Genomic DNA, 21,146 nt, shown 5'->3' on the forward strand with positions numbered 1-21,146 from the left:
AGTGGAAGTCGTGTGTCAAGGTCGTGACGACTACGACGACGAGCGCGCCCGGGCGCGCCGTGGGTGCAGTGGGACCAGAGGGGCGAGGGCATGGCGAACGGGCGGACGGCGAGCAGCACCACGCGGGGCGGGCGGGCGCGTGCCGCACGGCGGACGAGGCGCCTGCGGCGAACGTGGGCGAGCCTGGGGTCGCTCCTCCTCGCCCTGCCGCTCGTGCTCGTGCCGACCGTGCCGGCGGCGGCGGCCACGTGGGGCATCCAGAAGACCGAGCTCAGCACCGGGCCGTACGCGCCCGGCCAGCAGGTCCAGTGGGCCGTCTCCATCTCCTGCTCCGACCCGAACAACACGCCGTGCACGCCGACGACGATGACCGACCCGCTGCCGGACGGCCTCGAGCTGGTCAGCGCGTCCATCCAGAGCGGGGGCGGTGCGACGAACCCGAACCTCGTCGCCGACCCGGACGCGGACACGGTGACCTACACCGCCGACAGCGTGCCGAACGGCGGACAGGTGCAGATCCTCGTCACCGCCCAGGTCTCGGAGGACATCCCGTACGCCGCGAACGGCGTGCCGATCACCAACACGGCGACCGTCGTCTCGGACAACGCCACGCAGAACCAGGCCAGCGACGACATCACGCCCGTGGTCCCGCTCGTCCTCGCCTCCACGACGACGAAGACCATCGAGCCGGAGGGAGCGCTCGCCGCGCCGGGTACCCCCGCGACCATGACCATCGGGTCGACGAACGAGTCGAACGACCCGGTCGACACCCTCGTCGTCCAGGACCCGGTCGACCCGACCGCGACACCCAACCCCTTCACCTACCTCGAGTACGTGAGCACCGGCGACGTCACGATGCCGCCGAACGCCACGCAGGTCACCGAGGAGTACTGGGACGGCGACTCGTGGGAGCCGCTCGACGACAGCGTGGACCCGGCGGCGGTCCAGGGCGTGCGGTACACGTTCAGCGGCGACATCCAGCCGGGCGCCACGGCGAGCATCCCGGTGAACGTCCAGCAGAGCGCCGCCGTCGAGGACCTCACCGACCCCACCACGATCACCAACGACACGTCGTCGTTCGTGACTCATCCCGAGGGCCAGTCCGACCCGACGACGGCGAGCGACACGTACGTCGTCACGCCGCCGAACAACTCCGTGACGGCGTCGAAGAGCTTCTCCCCCGCGACCGTGAGCGCCGGCGACCCGACGACGGTCACGCTCGGTGCGACCAACACGGGGACGCCCGTGACCTCCTTGACCATCACCGAGCCCGCTCCCGGAACCCCGAGCCCGTTCGAGGGCGCCGACCCGATCACCTTCACGGGGTGGGGCACGGACGGCGCGGGCGCCGGGGTGCAGTGGCCCGCGGACGCCGACGCCGCCTCCGTGACGTTCACGTGCGCCGACGGCACGACGACGGACCCGGTCCCCGCGACCGCGCCGAACACGCTGCCGGACCCGCCGGACGGGTGCGAGGTCGTCGGGTTCAGCATCGAGTACACCGGGAACATCGTCACCGGGGCCACGGCGACCGTGCCCTTCACGGCCGACACGGACCCCGACCAGGAGGCGGACGACGTCACGCACCCGAACCAGGTGCAGGCCGACGTCCCGAGCGCGGACCCGGCGACCGCGGACGCGTCACTGCTGACCCTCGTCGACCGGCTCGCGACGCAGACCACCAAGAACATCTCCCCGTCGACGATCCCGGCCGTGCCGGGCCAGGGCGTCATCGTCCAGCTCCCGACGCAGCTCCTTCCCTTCGGCCCCGAGGGGTCGACGACGAACGCGGACCAGGTCGTGGTCCAGGACCCGACCGACCCCACGAACCCGGACGCCTTCTGGGACCACTTCACCGCGACCGCGGTGCGCTCCACGGACGTGCCGGCCGGCTCCACGCTGACGATCAACTACTGGGACGGGGACTCGTGGGAGCCCGCCCCGGGCTGCGGGCCCTACACGGGCCCGGCCACGGTGAGCTGCGCCCTGCCCGACGGCGCGCAGGGCGTGCAGTTCGTCTACGACTCGACGGGCGACGGCTTCCCGCCGGGGACGCAGTTCCAGCCGAACTTCGCCGCCGAGTTCACGGGCCCGGAGGGCTTCGACGACCCGGTCGAGAACTGCGGCGCGTCGAGCGCGTCGTCGACCACCGTGGACGACACCCCGCTCGCTGCGGGCTGCGACACCGTGGACCCGTACCCCGTGGAGGGGAACGGCCCCGGCGACTTCCTGGCGAAGGACTTCCTGGGCGGCGACCCGCCGTCGGTGCTCGCCCGTTCGGACGACGAGGTGACGGCGCAGATCACGTGGTCCACCGGCGGCTTCACCGGCGTCGACCCCCTGGTGATCTCGGACATCCAGAACCCGGAGACGACACCGATCGCCGACTCGTTCTACGACGCGTTCGACCTCGTCAGCGTCGACCCGATCGACGGCGCCCTGGACCCGCTGCTCCGGTACGACCAGATCGAGAGCGTCGAGCTCTTCATCGACGGCGCGTGGGTCCCGGCGTCGGGCGACCCGTGCCCCGACGCGTGCGACGGGACCTTCCCCGGCTACACGCTGACGGCCGACGAGCAGGAGTCGGCGACGTCCGTGCGCCTGACCTACACGGAGTCCCCCTCGCGCAGCGCGACCCCCGCCGACCCGACGGCACCCGCCGCGGGCGACGGCGTCGCGCGGTCCACGCAGGCCGACGGGCGTCACCTGAACCTCACGTTCCAGACGCGGGACTACCGGCGCAGCGACGACAGCCCCGTGCTCGGCTCGACGCACGGCACGATCTACAACCTGCCCGACGACCCGGGCATGGTGCGGGACACCGCGGAGGGCACGGCGACGTTCGACGGCGAGGAGTACACGGACGCCGACTTCGACGACGTCCTCATCATCGACCAGCCGCTCAACGTCACGGTGACGAAGGACTGGACCGGCGGGCCGATCTCCGTGCCGCCGCCCGCCACTCCGGCCGAGTTCTACCCGACCACGACCGTGGTCGTCACCGGCACCAACGCGTCCGCGGCGAAGGTGGACCAGCTCCGGCTCGTCGACCCGGCGGACCAGGGCTCGGGCGAGGTGCAGACGGCCGAGGGCACGCACCCGTTCGACACCTTCACCCTCACGCACATCGACCTCACCCCGCCCGGCGGCGCGGAGACGACCACGGTCACGCTCACGTACGCGGACGGCACCACCGAGGTGTTCGACACCGAGAGCGAGGTCGAGGGGCTGACGCCGACGGAGCTCGCGGACGTCGTGGGCATCGAGGTCGCGTACGACGGGCTGGTCCTGCCCGGCGCGTCCGGCTCCATGGCGCTCACGCTCCAGCTCCGCGAGACCGACCGGTACACCGGCGAGCCGATCTACGGCGACGACGGCGTGATCGTCGTGGACGAGAACCCGGTGCCGAACGGGTCCGCCGCGACGATCACCGACCCGGGCGGCACGGGCGGGGACGTCCGGCTCGCCAACGACGACGCCGACATGCTGCTCCAGACGGCGTCCATCGAGCTCGCGGTGGAGAAGTCGTTCAGCCCGGCCACCGTGGTCGAGCCGTTCCACGGCGCGAACCAGTCGGAGACGCCGGTCGTCATGACGCTCACCGGTCAGCCGCTCGGCCCGTCCCGCGCGGTCGAGATGGTGCTGACCGACGACGAGCCGCAGTTCTGGAACCAGTACGACTTCGTGGGCTTCGACCCGAGCGCCGCACTGGTGACCCCGATCGACCAGGTCCAGGTGGACGCGTTCGTCGGCGGCACCTTCACGGGCGACGCGGACGGCGTCACGGTCACCGGCGGCGGCTGGGAGCTCGGCGAGCCGTCCGGCACGTTCGCCTTGCCCGAGGGCGTCGACCCCGAGGACGTGCAGGGCCTGCGGTTCACGTTCACGCGGGCCGACGGCGCGATCTGGGAGAACCCCGCGACGCCGACGCAGCCGATCCCGATCCAGATCCTGCGTCGCGACGACCTGCGCACGGGCGGCCCGGTGCTGCCCGACCTCGCAGCCAACGCGCCGGCGCCCGGTGAGGCGTCCCCGGGCGTGGCGAGCAACGACGTGCAGGGCACGGTGACCGGGGCCGACCTCGTCGTCGACCCCGAGACCGGAACCACCGGGCCGGTGAGCGCGGAGGACGACGCCGAGGCGTCGATGCTCTACCAGCACGCGACGAACGGTGTCCGGATCGTCAAGGACTTCGACGGGACGGTGACAGGCGGCACCGAGGCACCCGACGCGGTCGTGCCGATGCACATCGCGGTGACCAACACCGGCGACCGAGCGATCGTCGACCCGGTCATCGTCGACGACCCGATGCCGAGCGACCCCGACGGGCCGCAGCTCCGGCTCGCCGACGGCGTCCCCGAGAACTTCTCCTACGCGCTGGAGGACGGGGCGAGGACGCCGGACGACCCGTCGGGCCCGGCCATGCCGACGGACCCCGGCGAGGTGACGGTCGACCAGGAGGGCAACCTCGCGGGGCTGACCTTCACGTTCCCCGAGGGCACCGTGCTCGAGGTCGACCAGACGTACACGATCACCGTGCTCGTGCAGTTCCGCGTCACGCTCGACGCCGGCGCGGTGGTCCACAACACCGCCGGCGTGACCGGTGACCGCCCGTGGGACGAGTGCGTGACCCGGCTGAACGAGGAGAACGGCGCGTGCGAGGCCGACTCCGACGTGACCACGATCCCGGGCGCGGCGATCGCGCAGTCGAAGCTCGTCAAGGCGACGGACGACGACCAGCTCGACGTCATGGTCGATCCGGCCTACGCCGACCCGGCCTACGCGTGCACGCCCGACGCGTCGGGCTTCTACGCGTACCCCTGCACGCCCGTCATCGTGCCCGGGCACGACGAGACCTGGCACATCCGCGTGAACAACGTCGGCAACCTGCCGCTCGACAAGGTCGTGGTCTACGACCGGCTGCCCACACCGGGCGACACCGGCTCCTACGCCACCAGCGAGCCGCGCGACTCCGCGTGGTCCCCGCTGCTCACCAAGGAGTCGCCGCCCTCGGTGGTCAACGCGCCGGCGGGCAGCACGACGACGTTCTACTACACGACCGTCGACGACTACTGCATGGACGACATCGACGACCCGCTGAACGAGCCGCTCTGCCCGACGGACGACCCGACGACCGGCTGGGTCGAGCTCACCGCGGACACGAGCGAGGACACGTACGCGCAGATCACGGCGATCAAGGCCGTGGTCGAGATGGACCCCGACAACCTCTTCCGACCCGGGCAGTTCCTCGCCGTCGAGGGGACGACGACCACGCCGCCCGAGGCCCCCGAGGCCGGGGACCGGTCGATCGCGTGGAACTCCGCCGGCGCGTCCGGCGTCGGGATCGCCCAGAACGGGACGGAGTTCAACATGCTGCCCACCGAGGGCACCAAGGTCGGCGTCGCGACGGCGTCGGGCCCGCTCGCGGTGAACAAGGTCGTCACGGGCGAGGGCGCCGAGAACGCGCCCGACTCGTTCGTGCTGAACGTGCAGTGCACGTCGGCGGTCGGGAGCTGGGTGGAGACGGTGCTCGATCCCATCCCCGTCACGGTCGTGCCGGGAACCCCGACCGTCGTGCCCAACCTGCCGTACGGGGCCGAGTGCACCATCACGGAGGACGGGACGAACGGGCAGACCGAGCTGATCGTGGACACGGTGACGATCGACAGCGAGGACCCCGAGAACCCGACGACGATCACGGCGACCAACCGGTACGACCTGTCGAGCATCGAGATCTCCAAGGAGGTCGTCACCGACGCGGTGGACCAGGAAGGGAACCCGGTGCCGTTCGGCCCGTTCGCGGTCGACGTCGCGTGCACGTTCCTCGGCGAGGACGTCTACGCCGAGGGCTACGACGCCGAGAACCCGATGACCGGCCTCCCGATCGAGGACGGCCAGACGATCGAGCTCACGGACCTGCCCGTCGGCTCGGTCTGCACCGTCACCGAGTCGGGCACGGGCAACGCGTCGTCGGTGACGATCACCGTCGACCAGGGCCTGCCGGGACACCCCGTGACGACCGACGGCCCGGCGACGGACGTCACGCTCACCCCCGACGTGCTCGGGCAGAGCACGAACGACGTCACGCTGACCAACACGTACGACGTCGGGGCGATCGGGCTGCAGAAGGTCGTCGAGGGCGCCGGCGGCCCCGCGTACGGGAGCGGACCGTTCACCGTCACCGTCGTCTGCACGTACGACGACGACGGTGACGGCCCGCTCGCGCCGCGCACCGTCTACGACAGCCAGGTCGTGCTCGGTGGCGCCGGCCCGCTCACCGCACAGATCGCGAACCTGCCGACGGGTGCCGTGTGCGCGATCGAGGAGATCGACGACGGTGGGGCCACCGGCTCCGTCGTCGTCCCCGACACGGTCACGGTCGGCAGCGGTGACGTCGCGAACGTCGTCATCACCAACACGTTCGACCTCGGGACCGTCCAGGTGGACAAGGAGCTCGACGGGCTCGGGGCGCTCTACGGGCCCGGGCCGTTCGAGGTCACGCTGGCCTGCACCTACGGGGTGGACTCGGAGGGCGATCCCGTCACCATCGTCGTCCCCGGCGGTGCCGCGCGGACCTTCGTGCCCGGCCAGCCGGCCGTGTACGAGGACCTGCCCGTCGGGTCCGAGTGCGTGCTCACCGAGACGGACGACTTCGGTGCCACCCACGTGACGATGAGCGTGGACGGCGGCGAGCCCGTGGACGGCACGTCCGTGGACGTCGTCGTGCCGCCTGCCGCCGAGGACGGGTCACCGACCACCACGACCGTCACGGTGACCAACGTGTTCGACACCGCCCCGCTCCTCGTGGAGAAGGTCGTGGACGGCGACGCCGCGGGCTTCGCGCCGTCGATGCCGGACATCCCGCCGCTGCCCGAGCTGCCCGACGAGCCGGTCACGCCCGAGGAGCTCGCCGCCCTCATCGCGCAGCTCGAGGACTTCTACGCGCAGTTCCCGCTCGAGGGCATCCCGTACCGGGCGTCCGTCTCCTGCACGTTCCAGGGCGCCGAGGTCCCGGTCCCGGGAGGCCCCGTGCGGCCGTTCGGGCCGGGCCTGCCGGGCGTCTACTTCGGTCTCCCCGTCGGTGCGGTGTGCACCGTCACCGAGACCGAGACCGGCGGGGCGACGGCGGTCACGGTCGAGCCGAACCCGGTCCAGGTCGAGGAGCGCGTGCTCCCCGGCCCCGCGCAGGTGGTCACCGTGACCAACACCTACGACGCCGGGTCGATCGAGGTCACCAAGGTCGTCGACGGCGACGGCGCCGAGGCGTTCGGTGCCGGGCCGTTCACCGTGAGCGCGGCCTGCACGTTCCTGGGTGAGGCCATCGAGGTGCCCGGCGGTGCCGAGCGCACGATCTCCGGGGGCGAGGTCGCCGTCTACGACGGCCTGCCCGTCGGCGCGGAGTGCGTCGTCACGGAGACGGCGAGCGGCGGCGCCGCCTCGACCACGATCTCCGCGACGGTCGAGGGCGGCGAGCCCGGGGCCGCCACCATCGGTCCGGACCCCGCCCAGGTGATGGTGACGAACACGTTCGACGTCGGCCAGGTCGTCGTCACCAAGGCCCTCGCCGGGCCGGGCGCGTCACAGCACCGGGGCGACGAGTTCGTCGTCTCGCTCGCGTGCACGTGGGACGTCGACGGCGTCGAGACGGACGTCGTGATCCCGGGCGGCGCCGAGCGCACGCTCTCGGCCGACGACGACTGGACCGCCGTCTACGCGCTGGTCCCCCAGGGGGCCGAGTGCACGCTCGCGGAGACCGACGCGGGCGACGCCGAGGCCGTGACGCTCGCCGTCGCGGGGACCGACGTGACGGTCGACCCCGACGACGCGACGCCGACGTCGGACGCGTTCACCGTCCCGACGGGCGACGCCGCCGAGGTCGACGCGACCGTGACCAACGCGTTCCGTGCCACCGGCGGGGGCAGCCTCCCGCCGACCGGCGCGAGCGTCGGCGCGGCCGCGGTGCTCGCGATCCTGCTCACGGGGACCGGCGCGCTGCTGGCCGACGCCCGGCGGCGCGGAACCCGGACCGTGGGCCGCGTCTGACACGCCCCCTGGTCAGGCCGCGCCAGCGGTTGCGGAACCTGACCAGGGGCGGGACCGTTACCGCATGATCCGCTTCCTGCTGAGCTTCGCGATCAACGTGGTCCTCGCCGCCGTGGGCCTCCTCGTCGCCTCGAGCCTGTTCGACGGCGTCACCGTGCACGCCTCGGGCTTCGTCGTCGCGGTGCTGATCTTCGCGGTGGCCCAGGCGATCCTCGCGCCGTTCGTGTTCAACGTGGCGCGCAAGTACGCGTCGGCGATCCTGGGCGGGATCGGCCTCGTGTCGACGTTCCTCGCCCTGTGGGTCGCGACGCTCGTCGGGGACGGCCTGGAGATCTCGGGCGCGTCCACGTGGATCGGCGTGACGGTCGTCGTCTGGCTGATCGGCGCGCTCGGCGGCTGGTTCCTCGGGTGGCTCGTCCTCACGCGCTGGTGGGACCGTCGCCAGGAGCAGAAGCGGATCCGCGAGGCGACGAGCAAGGGCTGACGACGACGGCGCCGCCCGAGGGCGGCGCCGTCGTCCGTGCCGTCAGTGCAGGAGCGCGGCGACGCCGTCCGTGCCGCCCTGCGCCCCCTCGTGCACGACGAGCCGGGCGAGCTCGCGCAGCGGGACGTTGCGGTCGTTGGACGCGCGCCGGAGGCGGGCGAACGCCTCGTCCGGGTGCACGCCGTACGCGAGCGTCACGATGCCCTTGGCCTGCTCGATCGCACCCCGTGTCTCCGCGGCGGCGGCGATGTCGTGCCGGGCGCGCTCCTGGGCCGCGTCCGTGACGGTCCGCGTCACGTCCACGAAGTAGCCGACGAGCTCGGTCACCTCGCCGGTCGCGCGGTCGCGCCGGCCCTGGCCGACCACGACGAGGAAGCGCTCGCCGCCGTGGGCGTCCATGATCCGGTGCACGCTCGAGAACGGCTCGCCGGTGAGCCGTGCCTCGTCGAGGACCTGCCGGACGCGCTCGCGGTCGTCGGGGTGCTTGTGGGCGAGCACGAGGGCCGTCGTCGGGACGACGTCGCCCGGCTCGAAGCCGTGGAGGCGGTACGTCTCGGGGGACCACCACCACACGCCCGTGCTCAGGTCCAGGCGGTACTGGCCGATCTGCTGGTGCGCTCCGCGCGCGAGGGCTTGCTCGATGGCATGGTCGTCCACGGACATGCTGGCCTCCGGGTCTCCGGTGGATGAGGAGCCAGGTCCAGACTCGACCCTCCGAGCCTACCCCGGTTCTCCCGCCGTGCAGTGGCGGGCGTCGTGGCACCGTCAGGACTGGAGCGCGGAGAGGCCCTTCTGGATCTGGAGCAGCGCGATGACGAGGATCAGCGCCGCGTCGAGAGCGGCCGTGTGCCCGGCGATCCAGTGGCGCACGCGCTCGAGGGACGCCTGGGCGCGGGCGATAGACGAGCACCGCCGCCCAGAGCCCGGCCCGACGAGCAGCCGCAGGACGGGCACCCGCAGGGGCGGGTCGTGGCGCTCGTGGACCGGCAGCGCGTCGAGGACGCTGCCCCACGGCGCTACCTCGCGGCGGCCGAACCGGCGTCGGGGCCCGCGCCGTCGGCGCCCGACGCCCCGGCGCTCTCGGCGGCGATGGCGGCGTCGACGTCGGTGTAGACCCGCGGCCGCTCGGCACGCTCGACGGCGGCGCGCAGCTCGTCGCGGACCTGCCCGACGTTGCGCGCGAGGACGAGCGTCGCCCCGTGGCGGTCGAGGTCGGTCCGCAGCGTGGCGAGCATCTCGGCGGCGTCCACGTCGATGAACGGGACGGTCTCCGTGTCCAGGACGACGAGCCGCGGGGAGGTCGCGGCGGCGAGGTCGCGGACGTGGTTGCGGACGGCGTCGGCGTTGGCGAAGAACAGCCCCGACTCGGGCCGGACCACCAGCACGCCGGGGACGGACGTGCCGCCGTCCTTCTGGAGCACCGCGCGCCGGTCGGCGTCCACCCACACCCCGTGCGCCGAGCGCACGAGGACCGCGACGTGCGGGCGCGACGCGCGCGCGAGGAGCAGGAGCAGCGACAGCACGACGCCGATGACGAGGCCGGGCAGGGTGTCGAAGACGAGCACGCCGGCCGTGGCCGCGGCGGCGGCGTAGAAGTCGTCGCGTGCCGCGTTGCCGTACAGACGCCGCATGGTCGGGGTGCGCAGGCCGTAGAGGCGGCGCAGCGCGCGGACGTCGACGAGCTCGATCACCGCCGCGATGACGACCGCGGCGAGCGTCGCCTCCGGCAGCGACTCGAAGACGGGTGTGAGGAAGAGGAGCGTGAGGACGACGAGGACCGCGGCGGTGAGCCCCGAGACCTGGCTCTTGGCACCCGCCCCGCCGTTGACCGCCGTCTTGGACAGGCTGCCGTTGACGACCATCCCCGACGCGAGGCCCGACCCGAGGTTGGCCGCGCCCATGCCGATCAGCTCGCGGTTGGCGTCGATGTCGTAGCCCTCGCGCGCGGCGTACGTCTTCGCGGCGCCGAGCGCCTCGGCGAAGCCCACGAGCATGACCCCGGCGCACGGCCCGATCAGCGCGGTGTAGTCGGACCAGTCCATGTCCGGGAAACCGAGCGCGGGGAGCCCGGCGTCGATCGGGCCGACGATCTCCACGCCGTCGTCGTCGAGCGAGAACGCGAGGATCGCGACGATCCCGATGAGGACCGCGACGAGCGAGCCGGGGACCCGGGGCGCCCATCGCTTGATCGCGAGGAGCGCGGCGAGCGTCCCCAGCCCCAGCACCACGGTCGGGCCGTTCGCGGTGCCGAGCTCGGTGAGGATCGTCCACGCCTTCTCGAAGAAGTTGCCCTCCCCCTTCTCGACCCCGAGCAGGGCCGGGACCTGGCCGATGATGATGACCAGCGCCATGCCGACGATGAACCCCTTGAGCACGGGCTCGGAGATGAACGACGCGACGAACCCGAGCCGGGCGATCCCCGCGACGAGGCACAGCAGGCCGGTGACGAGCGCGACCCCCGTCGTCAGCGCGGCGTAGAACGCGGCGTCGCCCGGCGCGAACACCGCCACGACCCCGGCCGAGAGCGCGGCCGTCGCGGACATGGGCCCGACGACGAGGTGCCGTGAGCTGCCGAACGCCGCGTAGAGGATCAGCGACGGCGCGGCCGCGTAGAGGCCGACCACGGGCGAGACGCCCGCGATCGTCGCGTAGGCGAGGGACTCCGGGACGAGGACCGCCCAGACCGTGAGCCCGGCGACGAGGTCGCCCTGGAGCCACGCCTTCTGGTAGCCGCGCAGCGAGCCGAAGAGGAGCGGGGTCCGTGCCCGCGCCCGTCCCCCCGTCGGCACCGAGGGTGCCTGCGAACCCGTCATCGACCGTCCTCCGTCCGTCCGGCGTGCTCCGCGAACGATCATCCCGGGATCGGGACGAACCGCCACCGGGAGCCGGGGGCGTCCGCGCTCCGCGCGCGGAACCCGAGCCCCGGGGATACGTTCGACGCGTCCCGGGGCGCAGCGCCGCGCTCCCGTCGTCGGTACGAACGGAACGAGAGGTCTGACGTGGCAACGCTCACCGTGTGGAAGTTCGACACCCCCGAGGGCGCGCAGCGCGCCGAGGACGCGCTGCTCGCGCTCCAGAAGCAGGAGCTCATCCAGGTCCAGGACGCGGCGATCGTGTCCTGGGAGGAGGGCAAGAAGAAGCCGAAGACGCGGCAGGGCAACAGCACGACGGCGGTCGGGGCGCTCGGCGGCACGTTCTGGGGCCTGCTGTTCGGCCTCCTCTTCTTCGTCCCGCTGCTCGGGGCCGCGATCGGCGCGGCCTCCGGCGCGATCGCCGGCGCGCTGACCGACGTGGGTATCGACGACGACTTCATCGACTCGGTGCGCAGCAAGGTCACGCCGGGCACGTCGGCCCTGTTCGTGCTCACGTCGGGCGCCGTGATCGACCGCGTGCACGACGCGCTCCAGGCCGAGGGCGTGCACGGCGAGCTCATCCAGACGAACCTCTCCGCGGACGAGGAGGCCAAGCTCCGCGCGGCCTTCGACGAGAACGCCTGAGCGGTCCTCCCGGGTGAGGTGCCCGACGGCGGTGCGCGCCGCCGTCGGGCACCTCACCCGCCCGTACGCCTCGGCACCCGTGCCGTAGCCCGCGCAGACCCCGCCGTCCCGACCCGGGACCGGACCACGAAGGAGGCCGCCCATGGGCGCGGCGATCGGTCAGTCCCTCCCCGTCGCGGTGGGCGTGCTCATCAGCCCGCTGCCGATCGTCGCGGTCGTGCTCATGCTCGTGAGCGGCCGGGCGAAGGCGAACGCGTTCGCGTTCCTCGTCGGGTGGTTCGTCGCGGTCGGCGCGGTGACGCTGCTCGTCGCGACGCTCGCCGGGGCCGCCACGCCGGACGACGACGGCCCGCCGCTGTGGGCCGCGATCCTCAAGATCGTCCTGGGCGTCCTGCTGCTCCTCCTCGCGGTGAAGCAGTGGCGCGGACGTCCGCGCGCCGGGGTCGAGCCGCCGGCCCCTCGGTGGATGGCGGCGATCGACGCGTTCACGCCCGTGAAGGCCGCCGGCCTCGCGATCCTGCTGGGCGCGGTCAACCCCAAGAACCTGCTGCTCGTCGTCTCCGGCGGCGCAGCCATCGCGTCGGCCGCACCCGACGACACGAACGCGCAGGTCGTCGCCGCGGTCGTGTTCGCCCTCGTCGCGAGCGTCGGCGTCGCGACGCCGGTCTTCATCTACCTGTTCATGGGCTCCCGGGCCGCGTCGATGCTCGACGAGCTCAAGGCCTGGATGATCCACAACAACGCGGTCATCATGGCCGTCCTCCTGCTCGTCCTGGGCGCCAAGATGCTCGGCGACGGCATCGCGGCGCTCTGAGAGTCCCCGACCAGCACGCACCCGGTGCCTGGCGCCGGCTTCCCGAGGAGAGTGAGCATGGCCAAGCAGTTCCAGGGAAAGATCGAGCTCGACGTCCGCGACTCCGTGGCGGACTGGGACGCGTTCCTGCCGGACAAGGCGCCCGCGGGCGCGCCGAACGTGCTCGTGGTCCTGTACGACGACACGGGCATGGCGTCGTGGTCGCCGTACGGCGGCAGGATCAACATGCCGACCATGGACCGGCTCGCGCAGAACGGGCTGACGTACTCGCAGTGGCACACCACCGCGCTGTGCTCCCCGACCCGGTCGACGTTCCTCACCGGGCGCAACCACCACCTCAACGGCTTCGCGACGATCTCGGAGTCGTCGACGGGGTTCCCCGGGTACAACTCCCACATCCCCGACTCGAACGCGACCATGGCGACGGTCCTGCGCGACGCCGGGTGGGCGACCTTCTGGGTCGGGAAGAACCACAACGTGCCGATCGACGAGTGGACCGCCGGGGCCTCGAAGAAGCACTGGCCTCTCGCGCAGGGCTACGACCGCTTCTACGGCTTCATCGGCGGCGAGACCAACAACTGGTACCCGTCGCTCGCGGAGGACAACCACTACATCGACCAGCCCTACCTGCCCGAGGACGGCTACCACCTCTCGCGCGACCTGGCCGACCAGGCGCTGCGGATGATCCGGGACGTCAAGCAGACCGAGCCCGACAAGCCCTGGTACCTCTGGTTCTGCCCTGGTGCGAACCACGCGCCGCACCACGCGCCGCAGGAGTACATCGACCGGTACAAGGGGAAGTTCGACGACGGCTACGAGGCCTACCGCGAGTGGGTGCTCGCGCGCATGATCGAGCGCGGCATCCTCCCCGAGGGCACCGAGCTGCCCCCGCTCAACCCCATGCCCGACGGCACGTTCTCCGAGACGGACCGCGTGCGGCCCTGGGACGAGCTGAGCGACGACGAGAAGCACATGTTCAGCCGCATGGCGGAGGTGTTCGCGGGCTTCAGCGAGTACACCGACGCGCAGGTCGGGCGGATCGTCGACTACCTCGAGGAGTCGGGACAGCTCGAGAACACGCTCATCATCTACTGCGCCGACAACGGCGCGTCCGGCGAGGGCAGCCCGAACGGGTCCGTCAACGAGGGCAAGATCTTCGGCGGCTACCCGGACGACGAGGCGGAGAACCTGCGGCTCGTGGACAAGCTCGGCAGCCCGGACACGTACAACCACTACCCGACGGGCTGGGCGGCCGCGTTCTCGACCCCGTACAAGATGTTCAAGCGCTACACCTACCAGGGTGGCGTCGCCGACCCGCTCGTCATCCACTGGCCCGCCGGCATCGCGGCTCGCGGCGAGGTCCGCCACCAGTACCACCACTCGACCGACATCGTGCCGACGATCCTCGAGGCCTGTGGCGTCACGTTCCCGGACACGTACAACGGCGTGGAGCAGACCCCGCTGTCCGGGGTGTCCATGGTGCCGTCGTTCGACGCCGCGCCCGACGCGCCGACGAACAAGGAGACGCAGTACTACGAGATGTTCGGGCAGCGCGGCCTCTGGCACCGTGGGTGGAAGGCCGTCACCGTGCACGGACCGGTGAGCGGCAAGGGCCACTTCGACGAGGACGTGTGGGAGCTGTACCACACCGAGGTCGACCGGTCCGAGGCGCACGACCTGGCCGCCGAGCACCCCGAGAAGCTCGAGGAGCTCAAGGCGCTGTGGATGGAGGAGGCGAAGAAGAACGCCGTCCTCCCGCTCAACGACCTCCAGATCATCGGCAACCCGAAGGACTTCGAGACGTTCGTCGGCATGGAGTTCCACCAGCCCGCGCCGCCGTCGGGGCGGTTCGTGTACTACCCGGGGACGAGCGAGGTGCCCGAGCGCTCCGCGGCGAACACGCACGGCGTCTCCTACAAGATCGCCGCCGAGGTCGAGCTCACGCCGGAGAGCCAGGGCGTGATCTTCGCCCACGGCTCGCGGTTCGGCGGGCACGCGCTCGTCGTGAAGGACGGGCAGGTGCACTACGTCTACAACTTCCTCGGCATCCCGCCCGAGGACCGGATCTCCGCGCCGGTCCCGACGAGCGGCCGGCACATCATCGGCGTCGAGTTCACCAAGGAGGGCATGGGCAAGTACCGCGAGGGCGAGGGCCCGCTGAAGCTCTTCATCGACGACCAGCAGGTCGGCGAGCAGCGGATCCGCACCGTCCTCGGGCACTTCTCGCTCTGCGGCGAAGGGCTGACGATCGGCCGCGACAGCGCGGACCCGGTCTCGTCGTTGTACGGGTACGGGTTCGACTTCACGGGCGGCGAGATCGCCCAGGTCGTGTTCGACGTCGCGGACGACGCGTACCTCGACCTCGAGGCGCACCTGGCCGCGGCGATGGCGCGCGACTGACCGTCGCGATGACCCGACCCCTGCCGTCCTGGGCCGACGGCCCCGCCCGCGACGCGGTCCTCGCGTTCGTCGAGGCGGTGGCCGTCGGCCCGGACGCGCTGCGCCCGGAGGAGCGGGTCGCCGTCTTCGACAACGACGGCACGCTCTGGACGGAGAAGCCCATGCCCACGCAGCTCCACTTCATCGTGGAGCAGTGGAAGGCGGCGGCGGAGGCCGACCCGACGCTCGCCGACCGCCAGCCGTACCGCGCGGCCGTCAGCGGGGACCTGGCGTGGCTCGGCGCGGCCGTGGACAAGCACTACGCGGGGGACGACACCGACCTGAAGGTCATGGTCGGCGCGATCCTCGCGTCCACGGCGCACGAGAGCGTGGAGGACTACCACGCGGCCGTCGCGTCGTTCTACGCCCGCGCGAAGCACCTCACGCTCGGTCGCCCCTACGCCGACGCCGTCTACCAGCCGATGGTGGAGCTGCTGCGGCATCTCGAGGCGCACGGGTTCGCGTGCTACGTCGTCTCGGGCGGCGACCGCGACTTCATGCGGCCCATGACGCTCGACTACTACGGCATCCCGCCGGAGCGCGTTGTGGGGTCGGCGCTCGGTCTCACGTACGACTCGGGCACGAACCAGGTGCGCTACGGCACCGCGTTCGACTACCTCGACGACGGCCCCCTCAAGCCGGTCCGCATCTGGTCGCGCGTCGGCCGCCGCCCCGTCCTGGCCGCCGGGAACTCGAACGGCGACGTGGACATGCTCCGGTTCGTCCAGGGCAACCCGCGCAGCCTCAGCCTCCTCGTGCACCACGACGACGACACCGGTCGGGGCGACGTGCCGTACGACGCCGGCGCCGAGCAGGCGCTGTCCGCCGCGGCCGACCACGGCTTCACGGTCGTGAGCGTCCGGGACGACTGGACCCGCGTCTTCCCGACCGAGGACGCGTGAGCGACGGCGCCCCGGCGCGCGACCGGGCGAGCCAGGGGCCGACCCTGCTGCCCACGCTGCGCGGGTACCGGCGCGCGTGGGCGCGCCGTGACGCCGTCGCGGGGCTGTCGGCGGGAGCCGTCGTCGTGCCGCAGGCCATGGCGTACGCGACGATCGCCGGCCTGCCCGTGGAGTTCGGCCTGTACACGTGCATGGTCCCGACGGTCGTGTACGCGCTGCTCGGCGGGTCGCGCGCCCTGAGCATGAGCACGACGTCGACCATCGCCACCCTGTCCGCGTCCACGCTGCTCGCGGCCGGGGTCGCGGCGGGCAGCGACGACCCCGCGCGCGCGGTCTGCACGCTCGCCCTGCTCGTGGGGGCGCTCCTCGTCCTCGCGCGCGTGCTGCGCCTCGGTTCCCTCGTCGAGAACATCTCGCGGGCCGTCCTCGTCGGGATCAAGGCCGGCGTCGGGGCGACGGTGGCCGTCGGCCAGCTCCCGAAGCTGCTGGGCGTGCCCGCCGACCCCGACGCGACGGGGTTCTTCGGGGTCCTGACGTCCGCGCTCTCCCAGGTCGGCGACGCCAACCTGCCGACCGTCCTGCTCGCCCTCGGCAGCATCGCGGTGCTCGTCGTGCTCGGGCGGGTCGCGCCGCGGGTCCCCGCGCCGCTCGTCGTCGTCGCGGCGGGGATCCTGCTCGTCGCGGTCGCCGGGATCGACCGGTCCGGGGTCGCCGTCATCGACCCCGTGCCGTCGGGCCTGCCGCTGCCCGTCCTGCCGGACCTGTCGCTCGTGGGCGCGATGCTCCCCGGGGCGGCGGCCATCGCCGTCATGGCGTTCCTCGAGACCGTGTCCGTGGGTCGCGGCGTCCGTCGCCCGGACGAGCCCCAGATCGACCCCGACACGGAGCTCCTCGCGAACGGCCTCGCCGCCGTGGCCGGCGCGTTCTTCCGCGCGATGCCGCCCGCGGGCGGGTTCTCCCAGACCGCGGTGAGCCTGCGCGCCGGGGCGCGCACGCAGGCGTCGGGCCTCGTGACGGCGGCGCTCGCGGTGCTGGTCGCGCTCTTCCTCGCGCCCGTCCTCGACGACCTGCCGCAGGCGACGCTCGGCGCGATGGTCGTGGTGGCGACGGTGAGCCTCATCCAGGTGGGCGAGTTCGTCGAGCTGTGGCGCATCAACCGGGTCGAGCTCGCGTGCGCGGTGGTGACGGCCGCGATCGGGCTCGTGGCGGGCCTGCTGCCCGCGGTGGGGGTCGGGGTCGTGATGACGCTGGTCCTGGTGCTCCGCGAGGCGGACCAGCCACGCGCCGTCGAGCTGGCGCGCTCGCCCGACGGCGGGTGGACGTACGCGGACCGGGCCGGGGCGGTGCGGGCGCCGGGCGCGCTGGTCCTGCACCTCGAGGGCGGCCTGTACACCGCGAACACGCGCGCCACGGTCGAGGCCGTCCTCGCCCGGGCGCGGTCCGAGGACCCGACCCCGCGCGTCGTGGCGCTGGAGATGGAGTCGCAGCGGCTCGTGACGTCGACCGTGCTCGACGGCCTCGCGGACCTGGACCGCCAGCTCGCGGGCATGGGCGCGGCGCTGTACCTGGTCCGGGTCCCGGCCGCGGCGCGCGAGGGGGCGGGCGCGTCGGGCTGGTTCCGCGGGCTGGTGGACGACGGGCGCGTCGTCCCCAGCGTCGACGCCGCCCTGACCCACGCCGGGGTGCCGGTCCCCTGACCCGGGTCCCGCGAGCCGAGCGGACGATGTCGAGACCCTACTACCTTGCGACGCAAGGTATCTGGTAGCGTGCAACGCATGGTACCGACGCCCGACATGGTCCTCACCCAGCTCCGCAAGGGCGTGGTGGAGTACTGCGTCCTGGCGTGCCTGCGCGAGGCGCCGGCGTACGGTCTCGAGCTCGTCGAACGGCTCGGGGCGCGGGGAGTGCTGCTGACGAGCGACGGCACGCTCTACCCGCTCCTGTCGCGCATGCGCCAGCAGGGCTGGGTCACGACCGAGCTGGCCGCCTCGCCGCTGGGGCCACCACGGCGGTACTACGAGCTCACACCAGAGGGAAGTGCCGCGCTCGGGGTCTTCGCCGACACCTGGGCCCGCTTCTCCGCCGACGTCGACGCCACCCTGGAGGCACGATGACCCACCCGTTCCCCCCGCTGGTCGAGGCCTATCTCGCCGATCTCGACCGTGCGCTCGAAGGCGCCGATCCGCGTGAACGGTCCGAGACGCTGGCCGCCGTGCGCGAGCACACCCGCGAGGCGCTCGCCCTCCGCGGGAGCGACGACGACGCCGTGCGCCACCTGCTCGAGGAGCTCGGACCGGTCGACTCCATCGCGGCCGCGGCCGCGGCCGGCACGCCCGCACCGACCCCGGCGTCGGGCCCGCCGCTCGCCGACACGCTGCTGGTTGTCCTGAGCGTCGTGAGCCTGGTGCTGTTCATCGTGCCGCTGTTCGCCGTCGGCACCGTCGTGTGGGCGGGCACCCGGCTCCGCGCCGGCGCCGGCGACCGCTCGCGGCAGAAGACCGCGCTCGTGATCGGAGTCGTCGCGCTCGTCGCGTTCCTCGCGGTCCTCGTCTCCCACTACGTGGCGACGGCCTAGCACCACGTGCGGGGGGCGGCCGGGACCGCGCGGGACGGCCGTCCTCAGTCGATGCCCTCGGCGTGGCGCTCGTCGACCGTGCGCTCGGCCTCCAGGGCGGCCTCGCGGTTCTTGCGACGACGCCGCGCGGTGCCGCCCTCCCCGTCGCGGCCCTTCCCCTTGTGCGGGTGGTGGCCCTCGGCGTCGGGGTCGTGCAGCATGTGCGACTCGATGAGCTCGTGCCGCTGGAGGTAGGTGTTCGCGACCGCCTGGATCGTCGCGGCGATCGGCAGCGCGAGGAACGCGCCCAGCGCCCCGAACACCGCACCGAACGCGAGCACGACGACGAAGCTCACCGCCGGGTTCATCTCGAGCGCGCGGGCGGAGACCTTGGGGGAGAAGTAGAGGTTCTCGAGCTGCTGGTAGCCGATGATGAAGGCGAGCACGCCGAGCGCCTGCGGCAGGCCCTGGGACGTGAGCGCGACCGCGACGGGCAGGGCGCCGCCGATGTACGTGCCGATCGTGGGCACGAACTGCGAGACGACGCCCGTGAACACCGCGAGGGGGAGCGCGTACGGGGTCTGGAGGATCAGCAGGAACACGAACGTGAAGACGCTCGACAGCGCGGCGAGGACGATGCGCGAGTTGATGAAGTCGGAGACCTTGACCTGGGTGATCTCCCAGAGCCGCAGCACCTCCTCCTGGCGGTTGGGGGTGAGCCAGCGGCACACGGCCGCGCGGAACTTGGGCCCGGCCGCGAGCAGGTAGTAGGTGACGAGCATGATCGTCAGCGAGGCGAAGATCCCGCCGACGATGGTCGTGGTGACGACGAGCGCGCCGGAGGCGACGTCGTCGCCGAAGTCGTTGATGACCTGCTTGATGAGGTCGTCCGAGTCGGGGATGACCACGTCGAAGCGCTCCGCGACGAGGTCCTGGATGCTCGCGTACAGGTCCGGGAGCGACTGGACGAGCTGGACGAGCTGCTGGACGAACAGGTTCCCGAAGAGCGCGAGCACCACGAGGATCGCCAGGAGCGAGCCGATCAGGGCCACCGCGGCCGCCGCGCCGCGGCGCCAGCCGTGGCGGACCAGCCACACCACGATCGGCTCCAGGGCGAGCGCGACGAAGAACGCGATGAGGATGTTGACGCCCAGCGCCTTGAGCTGGCCCAGCGCGTACCACGCGAAGATCCCGACGAAGACGGCGACGACGGCCATCGCGAGCGCGCGCGGGACCCACCGCGGCGGGCGCCGGGAGTCGTGCTGGACGGGGCGCGTGCCGGCGTCGGGCACGCCCGACCACGGGTCCTCGGCGGGCGTCGGCGTCGTCATGTCCCGAACCTAGTGGCGGCGGTGGGGGCGGGCCCGGCGGGCGCGCCGTCGCTTCCGGATGCCGAACCTCCCGACCGGTGCCACGATCGACGCGCACGCTCGTCCGCTCGTCTCGCTCCGACCACGGTCGGCACCTCAGGAGGACTCGCATGGCACGCTCGTCGCAGGTGACGGCCTGGGTCGGTTGGGTCTGGTTCGCCGGGATCGTCCTCGTGACGATCGGTTTCTTCAACGCGATCAGCGGTCTGGTCGCCGTGTTCTCCCCGAACAGCCTCGTCGGCGTGACCGACGCCGGGATCGTCGTCCTCGACGTGTCCACGTGGGGCTGGATCCACCTCGTCATCGGGGTGCTGCTCGTCCTCACCGGCTTCGCCCTGCTCTCGGGCAGGGGCTGGGCGCGCATGGTCGCCATCGTCCTGGTGGTGCTCAACGCGATCGCCCAGTTCACGACGCTGCAGGTGACGCCGTGGTGGTCGCTGATCACGATCGTGCTCGACGTCTTCGTCCTGTGGGCGCTCGTCGTCCACGGCGACGAGGCCGAGCGCGCCGCGCGCTGAGCCGCCCCGCCCGGGGCCTCCGGGCCTCCCGCGTCCGCACCGTCGTCCTCGCCCACCGACAGACTCAGGAGTCCCGTCCATGGCAACGTCCACCTTCGGTCCCGTCGAGATCGTCGCGATCGCCTTCCCGTCGGACCGCATCCCCGCGGGGGTGCAGGCCTCCGTCCTCGAGGTGCTCGCGGAGGGCACCGTCACGCTCCTCGACCTCGCGGTCGTCCGGCGCTCCGAGGCCGGCGACGTCGAGGTCGCCGAGGTGACCGACCTCGGCGACGAGCTGGAGATCACCGACGTCGAGCTCACGGGCGCCGGCCTCGCCGGCGAGGAGGACCTCGACGCGGTCGCCGCCGGGCTCGCGCCGGGCACGTCGGCCCTCGTCCTCGTCGTCGAGCACACGTGGGCCCGCGGCGTGATCGCCGCGACCGGCGCGGCCGACGGCGTCGTGCTGCTCAGCGAGCGCATCCCGGCCGAGGTCGTCAACGAGGTCGCCGACCTCGCGCTCGTCGAGGACTGAGCCGCCCGCCGGCG

14 protein-coding genes are annotated in these 21,146 nt (G+C 72.5%); 11 read left to right on the forward strand and 3 right to left on the reverse strand.

From position 1 onward, the window contains the following. Positions 1-90: 90 nt before the first annotated feature. Together ABRQ22_RS13545 and ABRQ22_RS13550 are read left to right on the forward strand one after the other, a co-directional pair. Positions 91-8,043: a DUF5979 domain-containing protein gene (locus ABRQ22_RS13545; protein WP_353707102.1), complete on the forward strand. Its 7,953-nt coding sequence runs from the start codon at positions 91-93 to the stop codon at positions 8,041-8,043. 64 nt (positions 8,044-8,107) lie between these two features. Continuing rightward, positions 8,108-8,527 (forward strand): phage holin family protein, encoded by a 420-nt coding sequence (locus tag ABRQ22_RS13550; RefSeq protein ID WP_353707103.1) that lies wholly within the window; start codon positions 8,108-8,110, stop codon positions 8,525-8,527. Between the two features lie 42 nt (positions 8,528-8,569). Here ABRQ22_RS13550 and ABRQ22_RS13555 read toward each other — a convergent pair whose 3' ends face one another. Next, a complete protein-coding gene (locus ABRQ22_RS13555) occupies positions 8,570-9,184 on the reverse strand; it encodes a PAS and ANTAR domain-containing protein (protein WP_353707104.1) in 615 nt (204 codons plus the stop codon). A gap of 359 nt (positions 9,185-9,543) precedes the next feature. Next, positions 9,544-11,340: a SulP family inorganic anion transporter gene (locus ABRQ22_RS13560; protein WP_353707105.1), complete on the reverse strand. Its 1,797-nt coding sequence runs from the start codon at positions 11,338-11,340 to the stop codon at positions 9,544-9,546. A 186-nt stretch (positions 11,341-11,526) separates the two neighbouring features. Between ABRQ22_RS13560 and ABRQ22_RS13565 the strand changes: the two genes are divergently transcribed. The 7 genes from ABRQ22_RS13565 to ABRQ22_RS13595 all read left to right on the forward strand — a co-directional run bounded on the left by ABRQ22_RS13565 (position 11,527) and on the right by ABRQ22_RS13595 (position 18,754). Next, complete coding sequence (locus ABRQ22_RS13565; protein ID WP_115941642.1) at positions 11,527-12,024, forward strand: DUF1269 domain-containing protein; 498 nt, start codon at positions 11,527-11,529, stop codon at positions 12,022-12,024. A gap of 142 nt (positions 12,025-12,166) precedes the next feature. Next, on the forward strand, positions 12,167-12,838 hold the full coding sequence (locus ABRQ22_RS13570; protein WP_253051836.1) for a GAP family protein: 672 nt from the start codon (positions 12,167-12,169) through the stop codon (positions 12,836-12,838). Between the two features lie 57 nt (positions 12,839-12,895). Further along, positions 12,896-15,238, forward strand: coding sequence for an arylsulfatase (locus ABRQ22_RS13575; protein ID WP_353707106.1), 2,343 nt, complete (start codon positions 12,896-12,898; stop codon positions 15,236-15,238). Between the two features lie 8 nt (positions 15,239-15,246). Next, the gene (locus ABRQ22_RS13580) at positions 15,247-16,179 is read left to right on the forward strand and encodes an HAD family hydrolase (protein WP_353707107.1); all 933 of its coding nucleotides are present in this window, start codon (positions 15,247-15,249) and stop codon (positions 16,177-16,179) included. Beyond that, positions 16,176-17,876 carry a SulP family inorganic anion transporter gene (locus ABRQ22_RS13585; protein ID WP_353707108.1) on the forward strand — a complete coding sequence of 567 codons (1,701 nt, stop codon included), beginning with the start codon at positions 16,176-16,178 and terminating at the stop codon, positions 17,874-17,876. Before ABRQ22_RS13580 ends, ABRQ22_RS13585 begins: the two co-directional genes overlap by 4 nt. A 78-nt stretch (positions 17,877-17,954) precedes the next feature. Further along, positions 17,955-18,293 (forward strand): PadR family transcriptional regulator, encoded by a 339-nt coding sequence (locus tag ABRQ22_RS13590; RefSeq protein ID WP_353707109.1) that lies wholly within the window; start codon positions 17,955-17,957, stop codon positions 18,291-18,293. After that, positions 18,290-18,754 (forward strand): hypothetical protein, encoded by a 465-nt coding sequence (locus ABRQ22_RS13595; RefSeq protein WP_353707110.1) that lies wholly within the window; start codon positions 18,290-18,292, stop codon positions 18,752-18,754. Before ABRQ22_RS13590 ends, ABRQ22_RS13595 begins: the two co-directional genes overlap by 4 nt. Before the next feature lie 44 nt (positions 18,755-18,798). On the opposite strand, the gene ABRQ22_RS13600 is transcribed toward ABRQ22_RS13595, so the two are convergent. Further along, a complete protein-coding gene (locus ABRQ22_RS13600; RefSeq protein ID WP_353707111.1) occupies positions 18,799-20,064 on the reverse strand; it encodes an AI-2E family transporter in 1,266 nt (421 codons plus the stop codon). A gap of 149 nt (positions 20,065-20,213) precedes the next feature. Between ABRQ22_RS13600 and ABRQ22_RS13605 the strand changes: the two genes are divergently transcribed. Together ABRQ22_RS13605 and ABRQ22_RS13610 are read left to right on the forward strand one after the other, a co-directional pair. Then, positions 20,214-20,621, forward strand: coding sequence for a hypothetical protein (locus tag ABRQ22_RS13605; RefSeq protein WP_353707112.1), 408 nt, complete (start codon positions 20,214-20,216; stop codon positions 20,619-20,621). A 79-nt stretch (positions 20,622-20,700) separates the two neighbouring features. After that, positions 20,701-21,132, forward strand: a complete 432-nt coding sequence (locus tag ABRQ22_RS13610; protein WP_353707113.1) for a DUF6325 family protein — start codon at positions 20,701-20,703, stop codon at positions 21,130-21,132. The last annotated feature ends 14 nt before the right edge of the window (positions 21,133-21,146 follow it).

It is taken from the genome of Cellulosimicrobium sp. ES-005, from assembly GCF_040448685.1.
In the GTDB taxonomy this organism is placed as follows: domain Bacteria; phylum Actinomycetota; class Actinomycetes; order Actinomycetales; family Cellulomonadaceae; genus Cellulosimicrobium; species Cellulosimicrobium cellulans_G.